Origin of the sequence: Arthrobacter sp. NicSoilB8 (genome assembly GCF_019977355.1) — a bacterium.
Classification (GTDB): domain Bacteria; phylum Actinomycetota; class Actinomycetes; order Actinomycetales; family Micrococcaceae; genus Arthrobacter.
Genome location: NZ_AP024655.1, coordinates 640,793 through 663,332, shown reverse-complemented (window position 1 = coordinate 663,332; position 22,540 = coordinate 640,793). Strand labels below are relative to the sequence as shown.

The following is a 22,540-nucleotide window of genomic DNA, read 5'->3' as shown; positions in this document are numbered from 1 at the left end:
TATCCAGCGCTACCTGAAAGCGCGGCGGATGTGACGCTGGTGATCCGGCCAGACCCCGCGGACGGCACTGCGGAGCACCCCTGCCACATCCTGGTGGCCGGCGTGGGCAACTTGTTTCTGCGCGATGACGGCTTCGGCCCCGAAGTGGCCCGCCGTCTGGCCGCGGACGCTGGCCGCGCAGTTCCGGGCATGCTAGCCGTGGACTATGGAATCCGGGGAATGCATCTGGCCTACGATCTGCTGGCCGGTGTGGACATCCTGGTCCTGGTGGACACCGTGCCTCCAGACGCCCTGGAGGCAAACTCGCCCGGCTGCATCAGGGTGCTGCGGGTGGGCCGGGAGGACCTGGACGGCGCGGCGGCCCTTGACCCGCACGGCATGGATCCGGTGGCCGTATTGGGACGCCTTCGCTCCCTCGGAGGTGAGCTGCCCCTGACCTTTGTGGTGGGCTGCGTGCCGGCGGACCTGAGCGAAGGGATCGGTCTGACCGGCGCCGTGGCAGCGGCCGTACCGCGGGCGATGGTCGCCGTCGTGGATCTCGTTACGAACCCGAACCGGGAGGGCGCACCGTGTGCCTAGGAATACCTGGCCAGGTCATTGAGCTGCTGGAGGGCTACGGCAACCAGCTCGCCCTGGTGGACGTGGCCGGCGTGCGGCGGAAGATCAACATCGGGCTGCTGGACGAAGGGCCGCCGGAGCCTGGCTCTTGGGTGCTCATCCACATGGGATTCGCCCTTGAACAGGTCGATTCCGAGGGCGCCGACCGGGCCATGGGCGGGCTGGAGCTGATGGGCCGTCCCAGGGATTTTGACGACGACACCGGCTAGCGGCGCCGGATGCCGACGCCCGTTACCGGTATCAGCCCTGGCGTTCAAGGGCGATCGCTGCGCCGCGGTGTTCGACGCCATTGTTGGCAATGTGGAGATGGCGCGCTGTGAAGTGTTTCAGCCGCTGCAGCTGGTGCGGGGAGAGCCTGTCACACACCCAGTCCCAGTGCAGCGAGACCACATCGCCGACGGCCAGCCCGGCCACAAAACCTGTTCCGTTCACTGCGTACTTGGCCGTTTCCACGACAGGTTCCCCCACGGCGAGGGCGAGGCCGTCCCAGACCAGCGGCCGGGACCGCACCACGGCCTCGTCCCCGGTGATCGCCAGCACCTCGCCCCACCGGATCCGGCAACGGTCCAGGACGTTCAGGGCCGTAGCGTGGCGGCGGTCGTCGTGGAGCAGGCCCAGCCAGGGGTAGATCTCAAAAACGTGGAAGCTGTGGTGCGGGACCCCGCCGGCCAAGACACCCTCGACCAGGTGCGGGAACTGGTGTCCGGTGCGGGCCCGGAACCGGTCCTCCATGGAATTGCCGATGTTGGTGATCCCCACAGAGTCCAGAAGACCGTTGCCCACCCAATAGGCCTCCACCACGCTGGCATCGAGCGGATCTGCTATACCGTTGGACCCTGCGATTAACTCCAGATAAGGCCACGCGCCGGCGAAGCCCCTGGCCAGTTCGCGGAGCCCCTGGTCTGTCACGCCGGACTGGCCGTAGTGCAGCAGCGCATCACTGTCCGGGGGCCCGCAACTGCCCCGGGAATTGGGCGGGTAGGCATACCGGACAAACAGCTGGGCACCGTCGACAACCATCACCTGGCCACCTTCTGCAAAGGTTCCTTGAACGTAGCACCGGCCCCGCGCCCCGACAAGGGCCCCGGAACCCGGTGGCCGTTGACAGCCATGACCGCGGGGCGGATCCTGTGAAGAACCTACGCGCAGGGGGTTAATCCATGCGAGACGACGATCTCAACCGCCGCACCGTGCTTCAGGTTTTTGTGGCGGGAAGTTCCGCAGCCTTCCTCGCCGGCTGCGGAGCCGCCGGCCCGGCAGCGACCCCCAGCGGTTCCGGCACTGCCCCCGCAGCTTCCGAAAGCATCAGCATCACGGACCAGCGGGGCAAAACCGTCACGTTCGCCAAGCCGGTCACCAGCGTGGTGACCATCCCGATGCCTGCAGCCTCGCTGCTGGTCGCCGTCGACGGCGGCGCCGACCGTCTGAGCGCCATGCACAACGCATCGTGGGTCGCGATGCGTGACGGCGTCATGGGGACGATGTTCCCCCGGACGCTGGGGCTGCCGCATGACGTCGCCACCCAGGACTTCACCCCCAACGTGGAGAGCGTGCGGGCACTGAATCCCGACGTCGTGGTCCAATGGTCGGATTCCCAGCTGGTCGACCCGCTGGAGAACGCCGGACTGACAGTGATCGGTCTGAAAAACACCGGCAAGCAGGAGGATGTCGACGCCTGGGTCGCCATGTTCGCCGCCATGCTGGGAAAACCGGAGCGGGCCACCGAAATCAAGACGCGGAGCGACAAAGAGCTCGCGGAGATCAAATCCCACGCGGCCGGCCGCAGTTCCGCCGGCCCCAGCATCCTGTATTTCAACAGGTTTACGGGCGGGCTGAAAGCCGCCGCGGCCAACACGTACAACGACTTCTACATCAAGCTCGTCGGCGGCACCAATCCCGCCACCGGCCAGGACCCGCTGCCGGGCGCCGGCATGGTTGGCCTGGACGTGGAGCAGGTCCTCCGGTGGGATCCCGAGGTAATCCTGCTCGGCAACTTCGACAACGCGATGCCGCAGGACATCTACTCGGACCCGGTCTGGCAGAACATCTCCGCGGTTCGCTCGCGGCGGGTCTACAAAGTGCCGCTTGGTGGCTACCGGTGGGATCCTCCCGGCCAGGAGTCGCCCCTCATGTGGCATTGGCTTTCCAGCATCGCGTTCCCCGAGGCACGATCAGGGCTGCGCGGAAAAGTCACAGAATACTTCCGGTTCCTCTACAACCACGAGCCCACGCCGGAAGAGCTGGACAAGATCCTCTGGACCTCCGGGAACAGCGGCTCCGCCGACTACCAACAATTCAATGCTGGATGAAGCCAGCTCAGCGAAACTGACCCGCCGTCCGCGGGCTCCTCGGGAAGCCGGCCGGCACGGCAGGCCGGAGCGGGCGGGCGCCACGGCGGTCCTCGGACCCGTAGTCGTCGCGGCCATGATGCTGGCCGCCGTCGGGCTCGTGGCGCTTGCCGTGGGCCGGTTCAACGTGCCGCTTGGGCACGTTGTCCAGATTCTCGCCGCCCAGGTTGTGCCTTTTCCGGTCGAGGCGAGCCAGACAGAACAGAATGTGGTCCTGCTGGTGCGGATGCCGCGGATCCTGCTGGCCCTGCTGGTGGGCGGCGGCCTGGCGATCGGCGGTGCCGCGCTCCAGGCCATCTTCCGCAACCCGCTGGTCAGCCCGGAGATCATCGGCGTGTCCGCCGGCGCGTCCTTCGGCGGCGCCCTTGCACTGCTGCTCGGGCTGGGCACATTCATGCTGGTGGCCGGCTCCTTTGCCTTTGGCCTAGTGGCCCTTGGACTGCTGTTCCTGATCACCTCGGGGCGCGGCGGGACGCCGATGCTCATGATTGTTCTCGGCGGGGTGGTCACAGGCTCGTTCTTCTCGGCCTTGGTGGCCTTGGTGACCTACATCGCGGATCCGAACACCACCTTGCCTGCCATTGTCTTCTGGCTGCTCGGGAGCGTGGCGACGGCGACGTACGCGAAAGTCGCCGTCGCGCTCATCCCCGTCCTGGGCGGCGCCGTCGCGCTTCTGCTGCTGCGCTGGCGGCTCAACGTGCTCTCCCTCGGCGACGAGGATGCGGCGGCGCTGGGCCTCAGACCGAGGCCGTTGCGCTGGGTGGTGTTGCTGGCTGTGGCACTCATTGTGGCCGGCGCGGTGGCCGTCAGCGGCGCGGTCAGCTGGGTTGGCCTGGTGGTGCCGCACCTGGCGAGGATGTGGGTGGGCCCGGACCACCGTGTGCTCCTGCCCGTATCCTTCCTCCTGGGCGGCGCCTACATCGTGCTCGTGGACACCCTGGCCCGCACGGTGACGGCGGGTGAGATCCCGCTGGGGGTCCTCACCGCCCTCATCGGCGCCCCCGTGTTCTTCGTGCTCCTGCGCCGGAACCGGGAAAGGATCTGGGAAAGTGCTTGAGCTGGACCGCGTGGGCTTTGGCTATGCCCGGCAGGCGTGGGTGTTCCGGGATGTCACTTTCCAGGTGCTGCCCGGCACGGCAACCGCGGTGCTCGGCCCCAACGGGAGCGGCAAGACAACACTGGTCCGGTGCGCAGCCGGGCTGCTCGAGCCGGCAGAGGGAACAGTCCGGCGGGCGGACGGCGCGGGGTACGTGCCGCAGGCCCGCGGCAGCGCATTTGGCTACAGCGCCTTGGACATGGTGCTGATGGGGAGGGCCCGGCACGTGGGAATCTTCCGCACGCCGGGCGCCGCGGACCGGGCCGCCGCCATGGAGGCCATGGAGAAGGTGGGCGTCGACAGGCTTTGGAGCCGCCGCTTCCCCACCCTGAGCGGCGGCGAACAGCAACTGGTCCTGATCGCGCGGGCCATCGCCACCGGCTGCCCGGTGCTGGTGCTGGACGAGCCCGCCACAGGCCTGGATCTTAAGAACCAGGTGCGGGTCCTGTCACTCTTGCGCGGTCTGATGGCCGACGGCATGGCCCTGCTGCTGAGCACGCACCACCCTGACCACGCCTTGTCTCTGGCCGACCGCGCGGTCCTGCTGGGCCGCGGCAGCGCACGCACCGGGCCGGCCGAGGAACTGCTCACCGACCCGGCGCTCACGGATCTTTACGACGTCCCGGTCCGGACGCTCCCCTATTACGACGACGGCACGGCCCGCCGCACGATCGTGGTGCCGTACGGCGAGTCCCGGGACGGGGAGCCCCGTCGCAAGGAGTCCCGGGACGGGGCGTCCTAGCCGGTGTTGCGCAGCCCGGCGGCGACGCCGTTGACGGTGATGAGCATGGCTCGCTGGAGACGCTCGTCGATCTCCGCGCCGGAGATGCTCGCCCCGGCCTCGGCCCGGACGCGGCGCAACAGTTCCACCTGCAGGTAGCTGATGGGGTCGAGGTACTGGTCGCGGATCTCCAGGGAGCGCTTCAGGGTGGGCTGGGCGTCGAGGATCACGTGCTCGCCGGTGAGGTTCTGGATCTCCGCGACGGTGAGCTCGTACTCGGCCCGGATGGCACGGAACAGGTGGTGCAGCTCCTCCGGAACCAGGGTGGAGACGTAATAGCCGGCGATGTCCATGTCCGTCTTCGCCAGCGTCATCTCCACGTTGGAGAGCACCGAACGGAAGAAGTGCCAGCCCTCGATCATTTCCTTGAGCTGGGCCGAATTTCCGGCCTCACGCGCGGCCTTGAGGCCGGAGCCCACACCGAACCAGCCCGGAACGATCTGCCGTGACTGCGTCCAGCCGAACACCCATGGGATGGCCCGGAGGCCTTCAAGTCCGGCGCCGGAATCGGGCCGCTTGGACGGACGCGAGCCGATGTTCAGGGACCCCAGCTGCTCCACCGGTGTGGAGGCCATGAAGTAGGCGGGCAGGTCGGGGTCTTCGATCAGCGTGCGGTAGCGGGCAAACGCGGCGTCGGAGACGATTTCCATGACGTGCCCGTAGCGCACGCGCTGGTCCTCCGAAGTGCGCGGCGCACGGTGCAGCGCCGAGCCCTGGAGCACCGCGGCGAGCGATAGCTCCAGGTTCTCGCGGGCCAGCTCGGGCAGGGAGTACTTGTCCGAGATGACCTCGCCCTGCTCGGTGAACTTGATCTCTCCCTCGAGCACGCCGTTGGGCTGGGCCATGATGGCGTCGTAGGTCGGTCCGCCGCCGCGGCCCACGGAGCCGCCGCGGCCGTGGAAGAGGCGCACGCGGACGCCGTGCTTCGCGGCCACGTCCCGGAGTTTGCGCTGGGTCTTGTAGATTTCCCACTGGCTCGTCATGACACCGGATTCCTTGTTGGAGTCCGAGTAGCCGAGCATAATTTCCTGCACGTCGCCGCGCAGCCGGACCAGTTCGCGGTAGGACGAATCCGAGAGCAGCCGGTCCACGATCTCGGCCGAGGCACGGAGCTCGTCCACGGTCTCCAGCAGCGGCGCGAAGCCGATCTTGGCGTAGGGCGCCTCGCCGAAGAGGCTTACCAGGCCGGCCTCGCGGGCCAGCACGGCCGCGGCCAGAACGTCGTCCGCGCCGCGGGTCATGGAGATGATGTAGGTCTCGATCACGTCGGGGCCGTAGGTGCGCAGGGCACGCCGGATCTCCCGGAAGACGTCGTACGTGCCGTCGGCGACGCCGTCGAGCTTGATCGGGTGGCCGGAGAGCGGGCGCCGGGACGCGAGCTCGGAGCCCAGCACCTCGAGCCGCTCGGCGCGGCTGAGTTCCGCGTACCGGACGCCGGGGCCGCCGAGGCGGTCCATGAGCTGCCCGACGGCGTCATGGTGGTGGTCGGCGTGCTCGCGGATGTCCAGGGTGGCCAGGTGCAGGCCGAAGGAGGCGATGGCGCGGCGGACCCGGGACAGGGCGCCGTCGGCGGCAAGCGCGGCGTGGTGGTTCCGCAGCGACCGTTCCAGCAGGCCGAGCTCGGCGAGGAGCTCCGCGGTGGCGGTGTAGTCGCGGCCGGGCTCGTGCGCGGAACCGGCCGCAACCCGCCGGCCGGTGTTGATCAGCTTGGCCTTGATGCAGGTGAGCTTGAGCCGGTACGGCTCCTGCGCGTTCAGCTCGAGGACCCGGCGGTCCAGGCCCGGCAGGTTCTTGAGGTCGACGTCGATCGAGTCCAGGAGTTCCTGGTCCGCCCCGGCCAGCGCGGTCGAGTTGGACAGGATGGAGATGAGTCCGTCGATCAGGCCGATGCTGATCCGCACGGCGTGCTGGTTCTGGATCTGGAGGATTTCGCGGGTCACCGCGGCGGTGACATTGGGGTTGCCGTCCCGGTCGCCGCCGATCCACGAACCGAAGCGGATCGGCGCCTTCTGCGACGACAGGGTGACGCCGTGCTCGGCGAGCAGCTCGGACAGGTCCGAGAGCATTTCCGGCATGGCGTCGCTGAGGATCCCGGTGAGGTAGTAGATGGCGTTGCGGGCCTCGTCCACGGGGGTGGGCCGGACCTGGCGGAGCTCGTCCGTCTGCCACATCTGGTCGATCACTTCGGCCAGGTGGCGGTCCTGGCGGCGGCGCGCGGAGGTGCCTTCCGCCGTCGACTCGGAGAGGATGTCCGAGAGCCGGCGGATCTTGTCCAGCACCGAGCGGCGCGAGGCCTCGGTGGGGTGGGCGGTGAAAATGGGCCGGACGTCGAGCTCGTTGACGACTTCCTGCAGCACGGAGTTGCCGGCCTGGTCCGCGATCTCCTCGACGGCCTTGGCGAGCCAGCCGTCCTTCTCCTGCCGGGTGCGCAGCCCGCGGACCCGGTGGACCTGCTCGGCGGCATTGGCCAGGTGGAAGTAGAACGCGAAGGCGCGGACCAGGTCCGTGGCCTGCTCGAGCGGCAGGGAGCCGAGCAGTTCCCGGACCTGGGCGACGACGTCGTAGGAGCTCCACGGACCCGTGGCGTCGGCCCCGCCCCGGGCGGCCTCCTTGGATTCCTTGGTCAGCAGGCGCACCTGCTCGACGAGGTCCAGGAGTTCCGGCCCGTGCTGGCGGACGAGGGATTCGCCGAGGAGCGTGGAGACGCGGCGGACATCAGCCCGGAGTTCGGCGGCAAGATCGGTGTCGGAATGCATTGCAGTGTCAGCCATGGAAACTATCTTTCGAGGGTTCGACGTGGCTCGTACACTGCGCTGGATACTGTGAGCCGGATTACTTCTTCCCATGGGATGTTACCCGCAGGCGCTCCCGGCCGGAATTCCGTCTCAGATAGTGAGGCCCGGATCGTGGGCCAGGTGGTTGGCCCCCGCCGCGCCGTCCCGCCCCGCCCCCGGTCCACCGCCCCGATTCCCAACTAACTCGCAGCAGGGGCCGTTTTGGGCGCTTAAAACGGCCCCTGCTGCGAGTCAGTCGGGTGAAGGCGCTAGCGGGCGATCTTGAAGTTGAAGTCGCCAGTGCCCAGCGCACCCCAGAGCCGCAGCCAGATCGGCAGGAGCATTTCCGGGCCGCGGGCACTGGTGATGTCGCCGAGGTCGATCACGTCGCGGTGGCCGAAGCCCTTGAGGAGGTCCGTCACTGCCGCCTTGGCGTCGGCGTCGTTTCCGGAGACGAACACGGAGTGGTCGCCGCCGGCCACCCGCGCCGGATCCACCATCACGGAGGCATTCATGGTGTTGAGGGCCTTCACCACGCGGGCCTCCGGGAAGGCCCGCTGGATCTGCTCGCCCAGGCTGTCCGTGTTCACCGGGTTCAGCGTCGGCGGCATGCCGTGCGAGAAGTCCAGCGGGTTGGCGATGTCCAGGATGACCTTGCCGGCCAGGTTCCCGGAGCCTGCTGCGGACAGCGCAGCCAGGGAGCCCCCGCCGTTTGTGGCGTTGACGATCAGTTCGGCGCCGGCCGCGGCGTCGGCAAAGGCGGCGACGCCGACTCCGGGGTTCGCGGCGTGCCACTGGGCGAACGGCGCGGTGCCCATCATGTCCGGCTCGGTCCGGGCCAGCGTTGCCTTCGGGTCGCGGGTGCCGATCACGACGTCGTGGCCCAGGCCTGTCAGCGCGCCGGCAATCGTGCGCCCCACCATTCCGGTTCCCAGTACTGCAATCTTCATGGCTTCCTCATCCCAAGTCAGTGGAGTAGACAGGTTCGTCTATGTGTGAACACGACGCTATCAGACAGGTCTGTCTACGACAACAGGAGGCCTGCTGCCGCGGCACGAGCAAAGCAATGGCTGACAAAGTTTGAAATCTGTCAGTTGATTGTTGTACGCTCATTCCATGACAACCCCCACCCTCGGCACCCCCCGCACCCTGGGCTCCACGGGCCCCACCACCGCCCCCATCGGCCTCGGACTGATGGGCATGTCCGATCTTTACGGCCCCGCGGACGACGCCGAGAGTGTCGCCACGATCCAGGCCGCCCTCGATGCCGGCGCGACCCTGCTGGACACCGGGGACTTCTACGGCATGGGACACAACGAAATGCTGCTGCGTGACGCCATCCGCGGCCGCCGCCGCGAGAGCGCCCAGATCAGCGTGAAATTCGGCGTCCTGCGCGACGCCCGCGGAGGATGGAACGGCGTGGACACCCGGCCCGCCGCCATCAAGAACTTCCTGGCCTATACCCTGAGGCGCCTCGGCACCGATTACGTCGACATCTACCGGCCGGCCCGCCTGGATCCTGCCGTCCCGGTCGAGGAAACCATGGGCGCACTGGCCGAACTCGTGAAGCAGGGCCTCATCCGCCACATCGGCCTCTCCGAGGTGGGTGCGGATACCCTGCGCCGCGCCAACGCCGTCCACCCGGTCTCGGACCTCCAGATCGAGTACTCCCTCGTCTCCCGCGGCATCGAGCAGGACATACTGCCGACGGCCCGCGAGCTCGGTGTGGGCATCACCGCCTACGGCGTGCTGTCCCGCGGCCTGGTGTCGGGCCACTGGCCCGCCGCCGGAACCGGGAACCGGCGCGACTTCCGGGCCCGCCTCCCCCGCTTCTCCGGCGAGAACCTGCAGCGCAACCTCGAACTCGTCGAACGGCTGCGCGCCATCGCGGACCGCAAGGGAGCCACCGTCGCCCAGCTCGCCATCGCCTGGATCCTGTCCCGCGGCGAGGACATCGTCCCCCTCGTCGGCGCCCGCCGGCGCGAGCGGCTCACCGAATCGCTCGGCGCAGCCGGCCTTCTTCTCTCCGGCGCGGACCTTGCGGAGATCGAGGCCGCCGTCCCGGCCGGCGCCGCCGCGGGCACGCGCTATGACGCCGGCCAGATGGCCATGCTCGACAGCGAACGCCGGTGAGCCCTGCCGCCGTCGTCCTGACGGAAGAGCGCATCCTCGACGCCGCGGAAGACGTGCTGCGGCGCTTCGGGCCGGCCAAGGCCACCGTTGTGGACGTCGCGAAGGCCCTCGGCGTCAGCCACGGCAGCGTGTACCGGCACTTCCCCACGAAGGTGGCGCTGCGGGACGCGGTGGCCCGGCGCTGGCTGGACCGGCTCGCGGATCCGCTGGATCCGGCCCGGGATACAGACGGCCCGGCCGCGGAACGCCTGCTCCGCTGGCTGGAACGGCTCGCGGCCATCAAGCAGGGCATGGCGCTGAACGATCCCGAGCTGTTTGCCACGTTCAGCCAGCTGACCACCGAGGCCCGGGAAGTCGTCGCGGTCCACGTTGGGCATCTTGCAGCCCAGCTCACGGAAATCATTGCCGACGGCGTCCGCGGGGGCGAGTTTTCCGTCGCGGATCCGGTCACCGCCGGCCGCGCCGTCCTGTATGCGACAGCACGGTTCCACCACCCGCTGCACGCGCCGGAATGGGCGGATCCGGCCATCGGGTCAGACCTGCGGGACGTCTGGCGGCTGATCGTGCAGGGCCTGGCCGCACGCCCGTAGGCCGCGACGCCCCCACGCCACGGCCCGCGGCCGTCGGCGGGCGGTCCAGATGACCGGACCGAGGCATAGACAGACTTGTCTGTGTACGATGGTGTCATGACTTTGCCAGCAGCCACCGCCCCGCCGGCTGCCCGCACCCCCGCCGGGCAAGCCAGGGAGAAGATCCTCGACACGGCCTTCCGGCTCTTTTACGCGCACGGTTTCCGGGCGGCCGGCATCGATACGATCATCGCCGAGTCCGGCGTCGCGAAGGCCACGTTCTACAAGTATTTTCCGGCCAAGGACGACCTCATCCTGGCGTATCTGGAAAAGGTCGACGGCGTCTGGACCGGACAGCTTCACGCCGCGGCCGAGGCCGCCGGGGAGGACCCGGCCGTGCAGCTCGTGGGCCTGTTCGATGCCCTGACAAGCGCGTGCCGGCGCGACGGCTACCGCGGCTGCGCCTTCATCAACGCGGCCGCCGAGTCAGCCGCCGGCACCCGGGTCCACGACCGGACCGTGGCCCACAAGCGGCAGATCCGCGCGTGGATCCGGGACCTGGCCGCCCGGGCCGGCGCGCAGGACCCGGACCAGCTCGCCCGCAGCCTGACCCTGCTGCTCGACGGCGGACTGGCCAGCGGCGTGCTCGACGGCGACCCGGCCGCAGCCAGCGCGGCCAAGGCCACAGCAGCCCAACTAGTGGCGGCCGGCCTCAGAACTCCACCCACCCCCAACTGACTCGCAGCAGGGGCCGTTTTGAACGCTCAAAACGGCCCCTGCTGCCAGCTAGTTGGGCTGATACCCCTGAAGGTGCCCGTGACTGATTCGAAGCCGGTGACTGATTCGGCGACGGACGCGCAGCTTGCCCGCTGGCAGCGCTTCCGGAATAACCGCGACGCGGCCCTGGCCAGCGACCACGGCTGGCTGACGCTGACCTCCTTCCAGTGGCTTGAGGACCGGCCGTCCGGCGTCGAGCTCGCCCCGGGGCGCTGGTCCACGGACGGCACGGCGGCATTCCTCACCGCGGCGGCGCCCGACGGCCTGTCCCTCGTCGAAACCGGCGACCCCGTGGACGGGACCGTCAGCGCCGTGCTCGCCGACGAGGAATCGCTGATGTGGGTGCAGTACGGCGGCGACGACGGCCGCCAGGTGGTGGTGGAGCTCGCCATGCGGGCGGGCAAGTACGCCATCCGCACCCGGGACTCCCGGTCACCGGTCTTCACCGGGTTCGACGGCGTGCCCACCTTCGACTTCCGCCCGGATCTGGTGATCGAGGCCCGGTTCGTGCCCTACCCCGAGCCCGTGGACGTGCCGATCGGGACCGCCAACCCGCTGGTGGACGGGATCCACCGTTCGGTCGGCGAACTGGTCTTCCGGCTCCCCGGCTCGGACCACGAGTTCCACCTGCAGGCCGAGGAGGAAAAACTTGGCGCCCTGACGGTGACGTTCCACGACGAGACCAACGGGGCAGCCCCGCCGGGACAAGCAACTGCCGAGTGGCGGAAGGTCTCCACGGCAAGACCCCGCGTCGATTCATCCGGAAATGCCACGGTGGTCCTGGACTTCAACCGGGCCATCAACTACCCCAGCGCCTTCACCCCGTACGGCACTTGCCCCATGCCGGTGAAGAACAACAGCCTGGACTACCGGATCACGGCCGGCGAGAAGGAACCCGGGGTCTTCTGAGGAGTTTGCCGTAACGGTCTTCTAGACGATCGCGGACACCCCGGTGACGGCGCGCCCGGCGATCAGGGTGTTGATCTCGAACGAGCCCTCGTAGGTATAGATCGCCTCGGCGTCGGAGAAGATCTTGGCCATCCGGTAGTCGGTGACGATTCCGTTGCCGCCCAGCAGGGACCGGCCCATCGCCACGGTCTCGCGCATCCGGGCGCTGACATAGGACTTGGCAAGCGCCACCTGCGGCATGTCCGCAGCGCCCTCCTCCTGCAGCTGCGCGATCCGGACCATCATGCCCATGCTGGCCACGGCATTGCCGAGCATCGTCACCAGCTGCTGCTGGACCAGCTGGAACTTCGCCAGCGGCCGGCCGAACTGCTGACGTTCGACGGCGTACTGCCGGGCGACGTCGAACGCCGCCAGCTGCTGCCCCACGCCCTGCCAGGCCACCATGATCCGGGAGCCGCGCAGGAGCTCGTTGGTGTCCTCGAAGCTGCTGATGCCGGCGAAGCGGTCCGCCTCGGCCACCAGCACCTCGGTGAAGACGATGTCCGCATTCTGCACCGTGCGCAGCGCAATCTTGTTCTCGATCCGGCTGCGGCTCACGCCCGGCAAGGTGGCGTCGACGATGAAGCCGCGGATGCCGCCGTCGGCTTCATCCCTGGCCCAGACGAGCATGTAGTCGCAAAACGTCCCGTTGCCGATCCAGCGCTTGGCGCCGTTGAGCACCCACGCATCGCCGCCGTCGGCCGCGCCGCCGGGGACCCGGCGGGCCCGGGTTTCCATGCCGCCCGCGACGTCCGAGCCGTGCTCCGGTTCGGTGAGCGCGAAGGCGCCCGTGGTGCGCAGGTTCGCCGCGTCCTCGAGCAGGCGCGTCTTTTGTTCGTCGGAGCCGAAGCCGTAGAGCGACTCCACGAACAGGTCATGGTGGACCAGGAAGAAGGTCGCGAGCGACGTGTCCACCCGGGTCATCTCGGCGATCACGATCCCGGCGAACAGGTTGCTGTAGCCGCGCTGGGCGGGCGCGCTGAGCTCCAGTGCGGCCAGCTTGGGCAGGATGTGGGCCGGGAACTCGGCCTTGTTCCACCAGTCGCAGGCGTACGGGGCGACCTCGGCTGCCAGGAACTCCCGGAGCTGCGTCAGTTTCGCCTGCTCCGCGGAGCTGAGCAGGGATTCGTAGTCGAAGAAGTCCGCAGTGGGCAGTTCCGCCACAGACGGTGCTACTAGGGACCGTGATACCAGGGACGGTGCTACAGAAGGTGCGGCCACAAACGGTGCGGTCCCGGCGGCCTGTCCCGCCCCGGTCATTTCGGTGCCGGTCATTTCGGACCCGGTCATTTCGGACCCATGCGGATGGCGCCGTCGAGGCGGATGGTCTCGCCGTTGAGCATGGCATTGTCCACAATGTGCGCCGCGAGGTTGGCGTATTCGGCGGGGCGGCCCAGCCGCGAGGGGTGCGGCACCTGCCGGCCCAGCGAGTCCTGTGCCTCCTGAGGCAGGCCGGCCATCATGGGGGTCTCGAAGATCCCCGGGGCGATGGTGACTACCCGGATCAGCGAGCGCGCGAGTTCGCGCGCGATCGGCAGCGTCATGGCGGCCACGGCGCCCTTGGAGGCGGCGTACGCGGGCTGGCCGATTTGGCCGTCGAACGCGGCAACGGAGGCGGTGTTGATAATGACGCCGCGTTCGGGACCGCCGAGCTCCGTGGTGGCCGGCTCGGTGGCTGCCATCGCGGCCGCGGCGAGGCGGATCACGTTGAAGGTGCCCACAAGGTTGATCTGGATGACGCGGCTGAAGGTCTCAAGGGGCAGCACGCCGTCGCGGCCCAGAACCCTGCCGGGGGTGGCGATTCCCGCACAGTTGACCACGATGCGCAGCGGGCCCAGGGCGGAGGCGGCACCGACCGCGGCTTGCACCTGCACCTCGTCGGTGACGTCGGCGGGGACAAAGACGGCGGTGCGGCCGCCTTCGGCAGCCGCCGCGTCCGCACCCGCAGCGCCCGCAGGGGCCCCGCCGGCGGCAGCGGGATTGCCGGCGCTAGCGTTCAGTTCGGCGGCAAAGGCGTCCCCGGCGGAACCCGGCAGGTCCACGAGCACCACCGAGGCGCCGGCGTCGAACAGGCGCCTGGCCGTGGCAGCTCCCAGACCCGAGGCCCCGCCCGTAATCAGCGCGACAGTACCCTTGATGTCCATGCATCCTCCTTGATGTGGAACCGAACCCCGGCCGCGAAGCCTGTACGCGGGCTGCGCTGGATAAAGCGGCCCGCAGGGAACATTAGTTAGTGAATGTTAACTGGAATGCGGACATTCCGCACCTTTCCATGCACCTTCCACCCCAGCTTCTACGGCACCCTCCACGGCACCGTCCCGATCGGTGTCGCAACGGGACCCGCGATTAGGCTTGAGGCATGACCCGAGCCGACGCCGCCCCCAACTGGTCCTTCCGCGCGGACGAGGCCGCCCGCTCGGTGACCAGGCTTTTCGGGCAGCGGCTGTTCTTCCTGCCCGGGACCCACATCGGGGCCATCCTGCGGCCCTCGGGCCGGCTGAAGAACCTGTCCAGGCCCTGGCACTACTGGTGGCAGGCGCATTACCTGGACTGCCTCGTGGACGCCGGCCGCCGGGAACTGGGGTCGCCGGGGCGGCCGGGAGCCAAGTTCGACGGCGAAAACCGGCCCAGCGCCGGCCGGCTCGCCTCCCGGCTGGTCACGGGCATCCGGTTGCGGAACTTCCTCACGGTGGTGAACAACTACTACGACGACATGGCCTGGCTGGCCTTGGCCACGCTCCGGCTGGACAAGCTCGCCGCAGACTCCCGCAAACACACCGGCCGGGGGCGCAACGCCAAGGTCCTGCAGAGCCTGACGCTGCAGTTCGACTCCGCCTCCACGGATGATCTGGGCGGCGGCACCTTCTGGAGCACGAAGCGCGACTTCAAGAACACGCCCGCCACCGCCCCGGTCGCCCTGTACTACGCGCGGACGGGCAACCGGGCCAAGGCGCAGGCTCTGCTCGACTGGCTGGACGCGCGCCTCTACGAGCCCGGGCAGGGCCTGTACCGGGACGGCCTGCGGATATCCGGAACGGGTGAGGTGCTCCTGGAAGAAACCATCTACACCTACAACCAGGGGCCGGTCCTCGGCGCCCTGCTGGAGCTCGGGGGCGAGGCGAACCTCGGCCGGGCGGTCGCGCTCGTGGGGGCCGTGGCGCGCAACCTCACGCAGCCGGTGCCTCTGCCGGGACGCACCGCAGCGGTACTGCGCTGCGAGGGGTCGGGCGACGGCGGCCTTTTCACCGGGATCCTCGCCCGCTACCTGGCCCTGGCCGCCCTCGACGAACGGCTGCCCGCCGAGGCCCGGACCACGGCGGCGACGCTCGTGAACAACACGGCCGAGGCGCTGTGGGAAGGCCGCAGGATCCTCCCGCCGCAGGACCCCCTCGCCCGCCGGGGCAGCCATCTGATCTTCTCCGACCGCACCGATCAGCCGGCGCGCCGCAGCTATCCGGAGGGCGCCGCCGTCGAACTGTCGACGCAGCTCCAGGCCTGGATGGCGCTGGAGGCGGCCGCGTCAATCGCCACAGCCACCTCCCCGTGACAGGGACAGGTGACGGGCGCCCGCAACACCCCCGCAACCGGCGCCAATTACGTCACGCAATAGTTTCGTAATTCATGTGATCCTGATCACTTAATGGCGCCTCAGGTTGGTTGCTTAGGTTTGGCTAACCTACAGTCTTTCTTAGTGAGCATGCCCTAACTTCCCCGCTCACGGGGGTGAAGGCACCTACGACGACTTCCTTGCAGAAAGTAGCCTCATGAAGATCCGCACCAACGCACTGGCGGGCATCGCCCTGGCCGCCACTGCCGCTCTGGGCCTGGCGGCCTGCGGCTCCGGTTCATCCTCCCCGGCCGGCAGCAGCGCAGCCTCCGGCGGCGCGGCCTCCGGCGAGATCACGGTTTATAACGCCCAGCACGAATCCCTGACCAAGGAGTGGGTGGACGCTTTCACCGCGGAAACCGGCATCAAGGTCACGCTGCGCCAGGGCGACGACACCGAAATGTCCAACCAGATCGTCCAGGAAGGCCAGGCCTCGCCGGCCGACGTCTTCCTCACCGAGAACTCCCCCGCCATGGCCCAGGTGGAAAACGCCGGCCTCTTCGCGGACGTGGACAAGGCCACTGTGGACCAGGTCCCCGCCGAGTTCCGCCCCTCCACCAACAAGTGGACCGGGATCGCCGCCCGCTCCACCGTGCTGGTCTATGACAAGAACAAGATCACCGAGGACAAGCTGCCCAAGTCCATGCTGGACCTGGCCAAGCCCGAGTGGAAGGGCCGCTGGGCCGCCTCGCCGTCGGGCGCCGACTTCCAGGCGATCGTCTCGGCCCTGCTCGAGCTCAAGGGCGAGGCCGCCACGCAGGAATGGCTCAAGGGCATGAAGGAAAACTCCAAGGCCTACAAGGGCAACAGCACGGCCATGAAGGCCGTCAACGCCGGTGAAGTGGACTCCGCCCTGATCTACCACTACTACTACTATGGCGATCAGGCCAAGACCGGCGAGAACTCCAAGAACGTCACGCCGTTCTACTTCAAGAACCAGGACCCGGGCGCCTTCGTCTCCATCTCCGGCGGCGGCGTGCTGAAATCCTCGAAGAACGCCGCAGCGGCACAGGCCTTCCTGAAGTTCATCACCGGCAAGAAGGGCCAGGAAGTGCTCCAGAAGGGCACCTCCTTCGAATACGCCGTCGGCTCGGGCGTGCCGTCCAACGACAAGCTGGTTCCGCTCGCCGAACTGCAGGCCCCCACCGTGGATCCGGCCAAGCTCAATTCCGCCAAGGTCACCGAACTGATGACCCAGGCAGGGCTGCTGTAAGGCAGTGACTAGCAAGCTGGCGGTCCCCGGTCCATTAGGTGACCTGACGACCGACACGACGACGGCGGGCAGGGGCAAGCGCCCCCGCCCGCCTTTCGGCGTCTCTATTGTGTCCATCATGGCGGTCCTGATCGCCTTGTTCTCTCTGGTGCCCCTGGCCTACGTGATCGTCATGACGGCCGCCACGGGGTGGGACACTGCCGTGTCCCTGATCGTCCGCCCCCGGGTGGGCGAACTCCTGCTGAACACTGTGCTGCTGACCGTGGTGACAGTGCCGCTGTGCCTGGTGCTCGGCGTCGGCGGCGCGTGGCTCGTGGAGCGCACCAGCCTGGTGGGCCGGAAGTGGTGGGCCGTGCTGCTCGCCGCCCCGCTGGCCATCCCGGCCTTCGTCAACAGCTATGCCTGGGTTTCCGCGGTGCCCTCCCTCGGCGGCCTGTGGTCCGGGGTCCTGATTGCGACCCTGTCCTATTTCCCGCTCGTGTACATCCCGGCCGCCGCGACGCTCAGCCGCCTGGACCCGGCCATCGAGCAGTCCGCCGCGTCCCTGGGACTCGGCGCCTGGCGTGCGTTCTTCCGCGTGGTTCTGCCGCAGCTGCGCATCGCCATGACCGGCGGCGGCCTGCTTGTCGCGCTGCACCTGCTGGCCGAATACGGGGCCTTCGCGATGATCCGCTTCGACACCTTCACTACCGCGATCATGGTCCAGTACCAGTCCACCTTCAACGGGACCGCGGGAAACATGCTGGCCAGCGTCCTGGTCTTCCTCTGCCTGATCCTGCTGCTCGTGGAGGTCCGCAGCCGCGGCAGTGCCCGGTACGCCAGGATCGGCTCGGGCGCCCAGGCGCGCGCCTTGCGCCTGCCCCTGCACGCCTATCAGGTTCCCGCCCAGCTGTCGCTGATCGCCCTCACCGGGCTGGCCTTCGGCCTGCCGCTGACGTTCGTGCTGCGCTGGATCGTCACCGGCGGTCCGGAGATCTGGGCGGCGGAGGAATTCATGCCGGCCCTCCTGCAGACCCTGGCCTACGGCCTCGGAGCGGCCGTCGTCACCACGCTGGTCGCGTTCCCCATGGCGTACCTGGCCGTGCGGCGTCCCGGCTGGTTCAGCAAGTCCCTGGAGCTCTCCAACTACATCACCAGTTCCATGCCCGGGATTGTGGTGGGCCTGGCGTTCGTGACCGTGAGCATCCGGATGGTCCCCAGCATGTACCAGACCTCGGGGCTCCTGATCGCGGCCTACGTGCTGCTGTTCCTCCCGCGCGCCCTGGTGAACATCCGCTCCGGGCTGTCCCAAGCGCCGAAGGAACTCGACGAGGCCGCCCAGGCGCTCGGCAAGCCGCCCCTGCTGGCCTTCCTGCGCGTGACGCTGCGCCTCACGGCACCCGCCGCGGCCGGCGGCGCTGCCCTGGTGTTCCTGGGGATAGTCAACGAGCTCACGGCCACCCTGCTGCTCTCGCCCAACGGAACCCGCACGCTCGCCACCGAGTTCTGGAGCAAAAGCAGCGAGATCGACTACGCCGGCGCCGCCCCGTACGCGCTGCTGATGATCCTGATCTCCGCGCCCATGACCTACCTCCTCTTCCAGCAGTCCAAGAAAGTAGCCGGACAGTGACCGATATTCACCCGTCGCGCGAGGCCCCCTCCCGCCTCCCCGAGCCGCGGATCGCGGCCTCCGTGGCCACCAGCACCAACAGCCACCTGGAAATCGATGCGGTCACCAAGAACTTCGGCTCCCAGGCCGTGCTCAAGGGCGTCAACCTCTCCGTCGCCAGGGGCGGGACGACGGCGATCGTAGGACCGTCCGGCTCCGGCAAGACCACGCTCCTGCGCCTGATCGCGGGCTTCGAACACCCCGATACCGGCAGCATCTCGCTCAACGGCACCAAGGTGGCGGGAGAGAACGCCTGGGTCCCGGCCCACAAGCGGCACGTCGGCTACGTGGCCCAGGACGGCGCCCTGTTCCCGCACCTGACGGTCGGGCAGAACATCTCCTTTGGCCTGGACGCCGCCAAGCTCCCCGGCGGCCGACGCGGCGTCAAGGACCGCGTCGCCGAACTGCTGGAAATGGTCTCGCTGGACCCGGCCATGGCCAAGCGCCGCCCGCACCAGCTCTCCGGCGGCCAGCAGCAGCGGGTCGCCCTGGCCCGGGCGCTGGCCCGCGAGCCGGAACTTATGCTCCTTGACGAGCCCTTCTCCGCCCTGGACGCGGGCCTGCGCGTGGCCACCCGCCGTGCCGTGGGCCAGGTCCTGAAGGACGCCGGCGTCACCACGATCCTCGTCACGCACGACCAGGCCGAGGCGCTGTCCTTCGCCGACCAGGTCGCCGTGATGCGGGGCGGCAAGCTGGCCCAGATCGGCAACCCGTTTGTCGTCTACACGCGCCCGGCGGACCGGGCCACCGCCGAGTTCCTGGGTGACGCCGTCATCCTGGATGCCTGGATGGAAGGCTCCCTGGCCACGTGCTCGCTCGGCGGGATTCCGGTGCGCCGCCCGCCGGCCCAGGGCAGGGTCCAGCTGATGCTGCGCCCCGAGCAGATCCGCATTGCCGAGGACGGCCCCATCCGCGGGACTGTGGTGGACACGGACTACTTCGGCCCGGAGACCACCGTGCGGCTCCAGCTTCCGGTCCCGCCGGTCCTTGCCGCCGGCGCCATTCCGGACCACCGCTACCCCGGCGGCGGGGAAATCATCACGATCCGGCACTGGAACGCGTCCATCGCCCGCCCCGGCACGGAGCTGCGGCTGCGCGTGGTGGGCGAGGCCGTCGCCTTCCCGATGGATGAGCAGCCGGCCCCGTAGCCGTCCGCGGCGCACCGGGCGCATTGAGACCGCCGGGTGCCCGGCATAGGGTGGGCGCATGACTGTTCAGCCAGGCCTGCACCGCCAGCATTGCTCCGTTGCCGCCCCCACGCAGCTGTGGCTCGACCCGGACGGCCGCCTCGCCGGCGAGGCACCCGCGCCCGGCGCCGGTGGCTCCGGCGATCCGGCCGGATTCACCGGGCTTCTGCACGGCGATACCCGGATGCTCAGCCGGGCCCTCGTACGCGTCAACGGCCTGGAACCCGAACCGGCCACCGTCGAGACCGAACCCGGCGGCGTCCTGCGCGTCAGGGGACTCGTCCGGGGCATCCCCGGCCCCACGGAGGATCCCGCCGTCGAGCTCGTCCAGACCTGGACTGTGACGCCCGGTGTTGTGCGGCACACCCTGCAGCTGCGCACCTCCCTGGATTCGCTCGACGCCGAAATCGACGTTGAGCTCGCCGCCGACTTCACCGACATGGCCCAGATCCGGCTCAGCCGTTTCCGCGGCGCGTCCGGGCCGTCCTCGGCCGACCTGTCGGTGTTGCGCTGGCAGGAGGGCGGCAAGACCCTGACGGTCGCCGCTCCCGGCGCCGTGGCCCCCGACGGCCGGCTCGCCTGGCGCGGAAGCCTGGGCCGGGGCCGGCCGTTCGAGGCCGAGTGGCAAGCCGTCCTCACGGACGAGGACGACGCCGTCGTGGCGGCCCGGCCGCCCGCCTCCCGGCCGCCGCGGACCGGCCCGGCCGGGGCCCTGGGCCTGCTCCTGGACAACTCCCTCGATGAAGTGGCCGGGCTCCGGCTGGCCACCCGCCAGCTTCCGGATGCCCCGTTCATCGCCGCCGGGGCGCCGTGGTATTTCACGCTGTTCGGGCGGGACTCGCTGTGGGCGGCGCGGCTCCTGCTGCCGCTGGACACCGGGCCGGACAACGGGCTGACCGCGGGCACGCTGCGGGCCCTGGCGGCGTTCCAGGGCACCCGGACCGACCCGGCCGCCGCCGAAGAACCCGGCAAGATCCTGCACGAACTCCGGTCCAAGGAGCTCGTGCTGGAAAGCCAGGGCCTGCGCCTGCCGCCGGTGTACTACGGGGCCGTGGACTCCACCCCGCTATGGCTTTGCCTGCTCGGTGAACTTTGGCGCGCCGGCCGGCACGACGCCGCCGTCCGGTCGCTGCTGCCGAACGCGGCACGTGCCGCCGACTGGCTGCTCGCCGCCGGCGCACCCGGAACAGACACGGACACGAGAACGGCCGGCAACGGCGGGTTCCTCAGCTACCGCGACACCACGGGACACGGCCTGAGCAACCAGGGCTGGAAGGACTCCCGGGACGCCATGCAGTTCCGCGACGGCCGGCAGGCCGACGGGCCGATCGCCCTGTCCGAGGTGCAGGGCTACGCGTACCAGGCGGCCCTGGAAACGGCAGAGCTGTTCGATGCCTACGGGGAACCCGGCGGCCAGGCGCTCCGGGAGTTCGCCGCCGCCTTGCGCCTCAGGTTCCGGGAGCGTTTCTGGGTTGAGGACGACGCCGGGCCGTTCCCGGCCATGGCCCTCGACGGGCACGGGGTTCCGCTGGACATCCCGGGCTCGAACATGGGACACCTGCTGGGCACCGGCATCCTGGACGCGGCCGAGGCCCGGCTCGTGGCGGACCGGCTCGTGAGCCCGGAGCTGTTCTCCGGCTACGGTGTGCACACGATCTCGCGGCGCGCGGCCGGGTTCTGGCCCTTCAGCTACCACTGCGGCTCGGTCTGGAGCCACGACACCGCCATCGCGATCCGCGGCCTCCTGGCCGAAGGTTTCATTGCCGAGGGACGGATGCTCGCCGACGGGCTGCTCGCGGCGGCCGCCTCGTTCGGACACCGGCTGCCGGAGGTGTTCGCCGGGGTGCGGGCCGAGGACTCGGGGGTCGCGGTGCCCTATCCGGCATCCTGCCACCCGCAGGCGTGGTCCTCAGCCTCGGCGGTGGTGATCGCCCAGGCGATGGGCGTCGGGCTCTGACCAGCTGTCCTGTGACGGGACCGCCTCTGCCCGGCGTTCCCCGGCAAGGCCCGCCCCCACCGGCACGGCCGGGCCCGGAAGCGGCCCTGAAGACGGCGACGCGGTCCGGCCGGCCATGGCGGCGCGCAGCCCGTCGGCCAGGATGACGATCCCGGTGACGGCCAGCGCCAAGCCCATGGAGGCGAGCACGTCCGTCAGCCAGTGATAACCCAGGTACAGGCGGCTCAAGGCGACCGCGAGCGTCCCCGCGGCCGCGGCCGCGAAGCCGAACACCGACGTCGAGCGTTTGCTCGTCCTCGTGCCGCGGGCCGCCAGCAGCAGGTAGTTCAGGACGCACAGGAAGACGCCGGCACCGAAGGTATGGCCGGAGGGAAAGGACAGGGCGTCGTCCGGGCCCAGCAGAAAATCGCTGGCGGCGGGCCGGCCGCGGCCGACGTCGTGCTTGATCAGCGTGGATACCGCAAAAGTTGCCGCCATGGCACCGATCAGCAGGGTGGGACGCCAGAGTTCCCGTTTCCAGGCCGCCCAGGCCAGGGCCAGCACGCAGCCGATCACGGTCATCCACAGCGGCGACGTCACCGTCGTCACGGCCGTCAGGAGGGCGGTGGCCAGCGGGTTCCGGGACGCCACGAGCCCGTCATGCACGGGCCCGTCCAGGGCGGCCGCCCCGCTGTTGGACTGCACCGCGGCGAGCATGGTCCAGAAGACCGTTTCCCCCGTGATCAGCAGGCCCGCGGCCACGAAGAAGAGCCGCCGCTGGGACGCAAGCGGCAGGCGGTCAGGGGGTCGCGGAGCACGCTGGGCAAGGAGCATCGGTCAATCCTGCCAGCGGCAACTACCCGTAGCCCGGACAGCTGCTGGGAGTTCCCTGTGATCGCGGCCGT

Annotated in this window: 20 protein-coding genes; 14 read left to right on the top strand and 6 right to left on the bottom strand. The window is 69.3% G+C overall.

Features of this window, described 5'->3' with window-relative positions:
• Positions 1–30 precede the first annotated feature (30 nt).
• Complete coding sequence (locus tag LDO15_RS03090; protein WP_223983902.1) at positions 31–579, top strand: hydrogenase maturation protease; 549 nt, start codon at positions 31–33, stop codon at positions 577–579.
• Positions 570–827 (top strand): HypC/HybG/HupF family hydrogenase formation chaperone, encoded by a 258-nt coding sequence (locus LDO15_RS03085; protein ID WP_223983899.1) that lies wholly within the window; start codon positions 570–572, stop codon positions 825–827. Before LDO15_RS03090 ends, LDO15_RS03085 begins: the two co-directional genes overlap by 10 nt.
• A 31-nt stretch (positions 828–858) precedes the next feature.
• On the opposite strand, the gene LDO15_RS03080 is transcribed toward LDO15_RS03085, so the two are convergent.
• Positions 859–1,638, bottom strand: coding sequence for a DUF6390 family protein (locus LDO15_RS03080; protein WP_223987026.1), 780 nt, complete (start codon positions 1,636–1,638; stop codon positions 859–861).
• A 140-nt stretch (positions 1,639–1,778) separates the two neighbouring features.
• On the opposite strand from LDO15_RS03080, the gene LDO15_RS03075 reads away from it, so the two are divergent.
• Genes LDO15_RS03075 through LDO15_RS03065 form a run of 3 tightly spaced genes read left to right on the top strand, consistent with a single transcriptional unit; the run spans position 1,779 to position 4,804 of the window.
• Positions 1,779–2,927 carry an ABC transporter substrate-binding protein gene (locus LDO15_RS03075; protein ID WP_223983897.1) on the top strand — a complete coding sequence of 383 codons (1,149 nt, stop codon included), beginning with the start codon at positions 1,779–1,781 and terminating at the stop codon, positions 2,925–2,927.
• Entirely contained in the window at positions 2,917–4,023 is a 1,107-nt protein-coding gene (locus tag LDO15_RS03070; RefSeq protein ID WP_223983895.1) for an iron ABC transporter permease, read from the top strand. The genes LDO15_RS03075 and LDO15_RS03070 overlap by 11 nt, the downstream gene beginning before the upstream one ends.
• Positions 4,016–4,804 carry an ABC transporter ATP-binding protein gene (locus LDO15_RS03065; protein WP_223983892.1) on the top strand — a complete coding sequence of 263 codons (789 nt, stop codon included), beginning with the start codon at positions 4,016–4,018 and terminating at the stop codon, positions 4,802–4,804. Before LDO15_RS03070 ends, LDO15_RS03065 begins: the two co-directional genes overlap by 8 nt.
• Here LDO15_RS03065 and ppc read toward each other — a convergent pair.
• A complete protein-coding gene (ppc, locus tag LDO15_RS03060; RefSeq protein ID WP_223983886.1) occupies positions 4,801–7,614 on the bottom strand; it encodes a phosphoenolpyruvate carboxylase in 2,814 nt (937 codons plus the stop codon). The genes LDO15_RS03065 and ppc overlap by 4 nt on opposite strands.
• 272 nt (positions 7,615–7,886) lie before the next feature.
• Positions 7,887–8,567 carry an NAD(P)-binding domain-containing protein gene (locus tag LDO15_RS03055; RefSeq protein ID WP_223983880.1) on the bottom strand — a complete coding sequence of 227 codons (681 nt, stop codon included), beginning with the start codon at positions 8,565–8,567 and terminating at the stop codon, positions 7,887–7,889.
• A gap of 166 nt (positions 8,568–8,733) precedes the next feature.
• On the opposite strand from LDO15_RS03055, the gene LDO15_RS03050 reads away from it, so the two are divergent.
• The 4 genes from LDO15_RS03050 to LDO15_RS03035 all read left to right on the top strand — a co-directional run bounded on the left by LDO15_RS03050 (position 8,734) and on the right by LDO15_RS03035 (position 12,005).
• Positions 8,734–9,750 (top strand): aldo/keto reductase, encoded by a 1,017-nt coding sequence (locus LDO15_RS03050; RefSeq protein WP_223983876.1) that lies wholly within the window; start codon positions 8,734–8,736, stop codon positions 9,748–9,750.
• Entirely contained in the window at positions 9,747–10,340 is a 594-nt protein-coding gene (locus tag LDO15_RS03045; RefSeq protein ID WP_223983873.1) for a TetR family transcriptional regulator, read from the top strand. The genes LDO15_RS03050 and LDO15_RS03045 overlap by 4 nt, the downstream gene beginning before the upstream one ends.
• A gap of 96 nt (positions 10,341–10,436) precedes the next feature.
• Complete coding sequence (locus LDO15_RS03040; RefSeq protein WP_223983871.1) at positions 10,437–11,057, top strand: TetR/AcrR family transcriptional regulator; 621 nt, start codon at positions 10,437–10,439, stop codon at positions 11,055–11,057.
• A gap of 78 nt (positions 11,058–11,135) precedes the next feature.
• Positions 11,136–12,005 (top strand): DUF1684 domain-containing protein, encoded by an 870-nt coding sequence (locus LDO15_RS03035; protein WP_223983868.1) that lies wholly within the window; start codon positions 11,136–11,138, stop codon positions 12,003–12,005.
• A 21-nt stretch (positions 12,006–12,026) separates the two neighbouring features.
• Here LDO15_RS03035 and LDO15_RS03030 read toward each other — a convergent pair whose 3' ends face one another.
• Both LDO15_RS03030 and LDO15_RS03025 read right to left on the bottom strand, forming a co-directional pair.
• A complete protein-coding gene (locus LDO15_RS03030) occupies positions 12,027–13,208 on the bottom strand; it encodes an acyl-CoA dehydrogenase family protein (RefSeq protein ID WP_223987024.1) in 1,182 nt (393 codons plus the stop codon).
• A 122-nt stretch (positions 13,209–13,330) separates the two neighbouring features.
• Complete coding sequence (locus LDO15_RS03025; protein WP_223983865.1) at positions 13,331–14,188, bottom strand: SDR family NAD(P)-dependent oxidoreductase; 858 nt, start codon at positions 14,186–14,188, stop codon at positions 13,331–13,333.
• Positions 14,189–14,403: 215 nt separating this feature from the next.
• Between LDO15_RS03025 and LDO15_RS03020 the strand changes: the two genes are divergently transcribed.
• From LDO15_RS03020 to LDO15_RS03000, 5 genes are all read left to right on the top strand, one after another.
• Positions 14,404–15,591, top strand: a complete 1,188-nt coding sequence (locus LDO15_RS03020) for a glycoside hydrolase family 76 protein (RefSeq protein ID WP_223983862.1) — start codon at positions 14,404–14,406, stop codon at positions 15,589–15,591.
• Positions 15,592–15,808: 217 nt separating this feature from the next.
• A complete protein-coding gene (locus LDO15_RS03015) occupies positions 15,809–16,864 on the top strand; it encodes an iron ABC transporter substrate-binding protein (protein WP_223983860.1) in 1,056 nt (351 codons plus the stop codon).
• A 109-nt stretch (positions 16,865–16,973) separates the two neighbouring features.
• Positions 16,974–18,473: an iron ABC transporter permease gene (locus LDO15_RS03010; RefSeq protein WP_223987022.1), complete on the top strand. Its 1,500-nt coding sequence runs from the start codon at positions 16,974–16,976 to the stop codon at positions 18,471–18,473.
• On the top strand, positions 18,470–19,660 hold the full coding sequence (locus tag LDO15_RS03005; protein WP_223983857.1) for an ABC transporter ATP-binding protein: 1,191 nt from the start codon (positions 18,470–18,472) through the stop codon (positions 19,658–19,660). The genes LDO15_RS03010 and LDO15_RS03005 overlap by 4 nt, the downstream gene beginning before the upstream one ends.
• Before the next feature lie 58 nt (positions 19,661–19,718).
• Complete coding sequence (locus tag LDO15_RS03000) at positions 19,719–21,656, top strand: glycogen debranching N-terminal domain-containing protein (protein ID WP_223983855.1); 1,938 nt, start codon at positions 19,719–19,721, stop codon at positions 21,654–21,656.
• Here LDO15_RS03000 and LDO15_RS02995 read toward each other — a convergent pair.
• Entirely contained in the window at positions 21,609–22,469 is an 861-nt protein-coding gene (locus tag LDO15_RS02995; RefSeq protein ID WP_223983854.1) for a phosphatase PAP2 family protein, read from the bottom strand. The genes LDO15_RS03000 and LDO15_RS02995 overlap by 48 nt on opposite strands.
• Between the last annotated feature and the right edge of the window lie 71 nt (positions 22,470–22,540).

What these genes read in the sequence shown, in the direction of transcription:
- LDO15_RS03055 (WP_223983880.1), bottom strand. Translation starts at nt 8,567, where the DNA reads ATGAAGATTGCAGTACTGGGAACCGGAATGGTGGGGCGCACGATTGCC.
- LDO15_RS03050 (WP_223983876.1), top strand. Translation starts at nt 8,734, where the DNA reads ATGACAACCCCCACCCTCGGCACCCCCCGCACCCTGGGCTCCACGGGC.
- LDO15_RS03000 (WP_223983855.1), top strand. Translation starts at nt 19,719, where the DNA reads ATGACTGTTCAGCCAGGCCTGCACCGCCAGCATTGCTCCGTTGCCGCC.
- LDO15_RS03015 (WP_223983860.1), top strand. Translation starts at nt 15,809, where the DNA reads ATGAAGATCCGCACCAACGCACTGGCGGGCATCGCCCTGGCCGCCACT.
- LDO15_RS03075 (WP_223983897.1), top strand. Translation starts at nt 1,779, where the DNA reads ATGCGAGACGACGATCTCAACCGCCGCACCGTGCTTCAGGTTTTTGTG.
- ppc (WP_223983886.1), bottom strand. Translation starts at nt 7,614, where the DNA reads ATGGCTGACACTGCAATGCATTCCGACACCGATCTTGCCGCCGAACTC.
- LDO15_RS03080 (WP_223987026.1), bottom strand. Translation starts at nt 1,638, where the DNA reads ATGGTTGTCGACGGTGCCCAGCTGTTTGTCCGGTATGCCTACCCGCCC.
- LDO15_RS02995 (WP_223983854.1), bottom strand. Translation starts at nt 22,469, where the DNA reads ATGCTCCTTGCCCAGCGTGCTCCGCGACCCCCTGACCGCCTGCCGCTT.
- LDO15_RS03040 (WP_223983871.1), top strand. Translation starts at nt 10,437, where the DNA reads ATGACTTTGCCAGCAGCCACCGCCCCGCCGGCTGCCCGCACCCCCGCC.
- LDO15_RS03025 (WP_223983865.1), bottom strand. Translation starts at nt 14,188, where the DNA reads ATGGACATCAAGGGTACTGTCGCGCTGATTACGGGCGGGGCCTCGGGT.
- LDO15_RS03070 (WP_223983895.1), top strand. Translation starts at nt 2,917, where the DNA reads ATGCTGGATGAAGCCAGCTCAGCGAAACTGACCCGCCGTCCGCGGGCT.
- LDO15_RS03020 (WP_223983862.1), top strand. Translation starts at nt 14,404, where the DNA reads ATGACCCGAGCCGACGCCGCCCCCAACTGGTCCTTCCGCGCGGACGAG.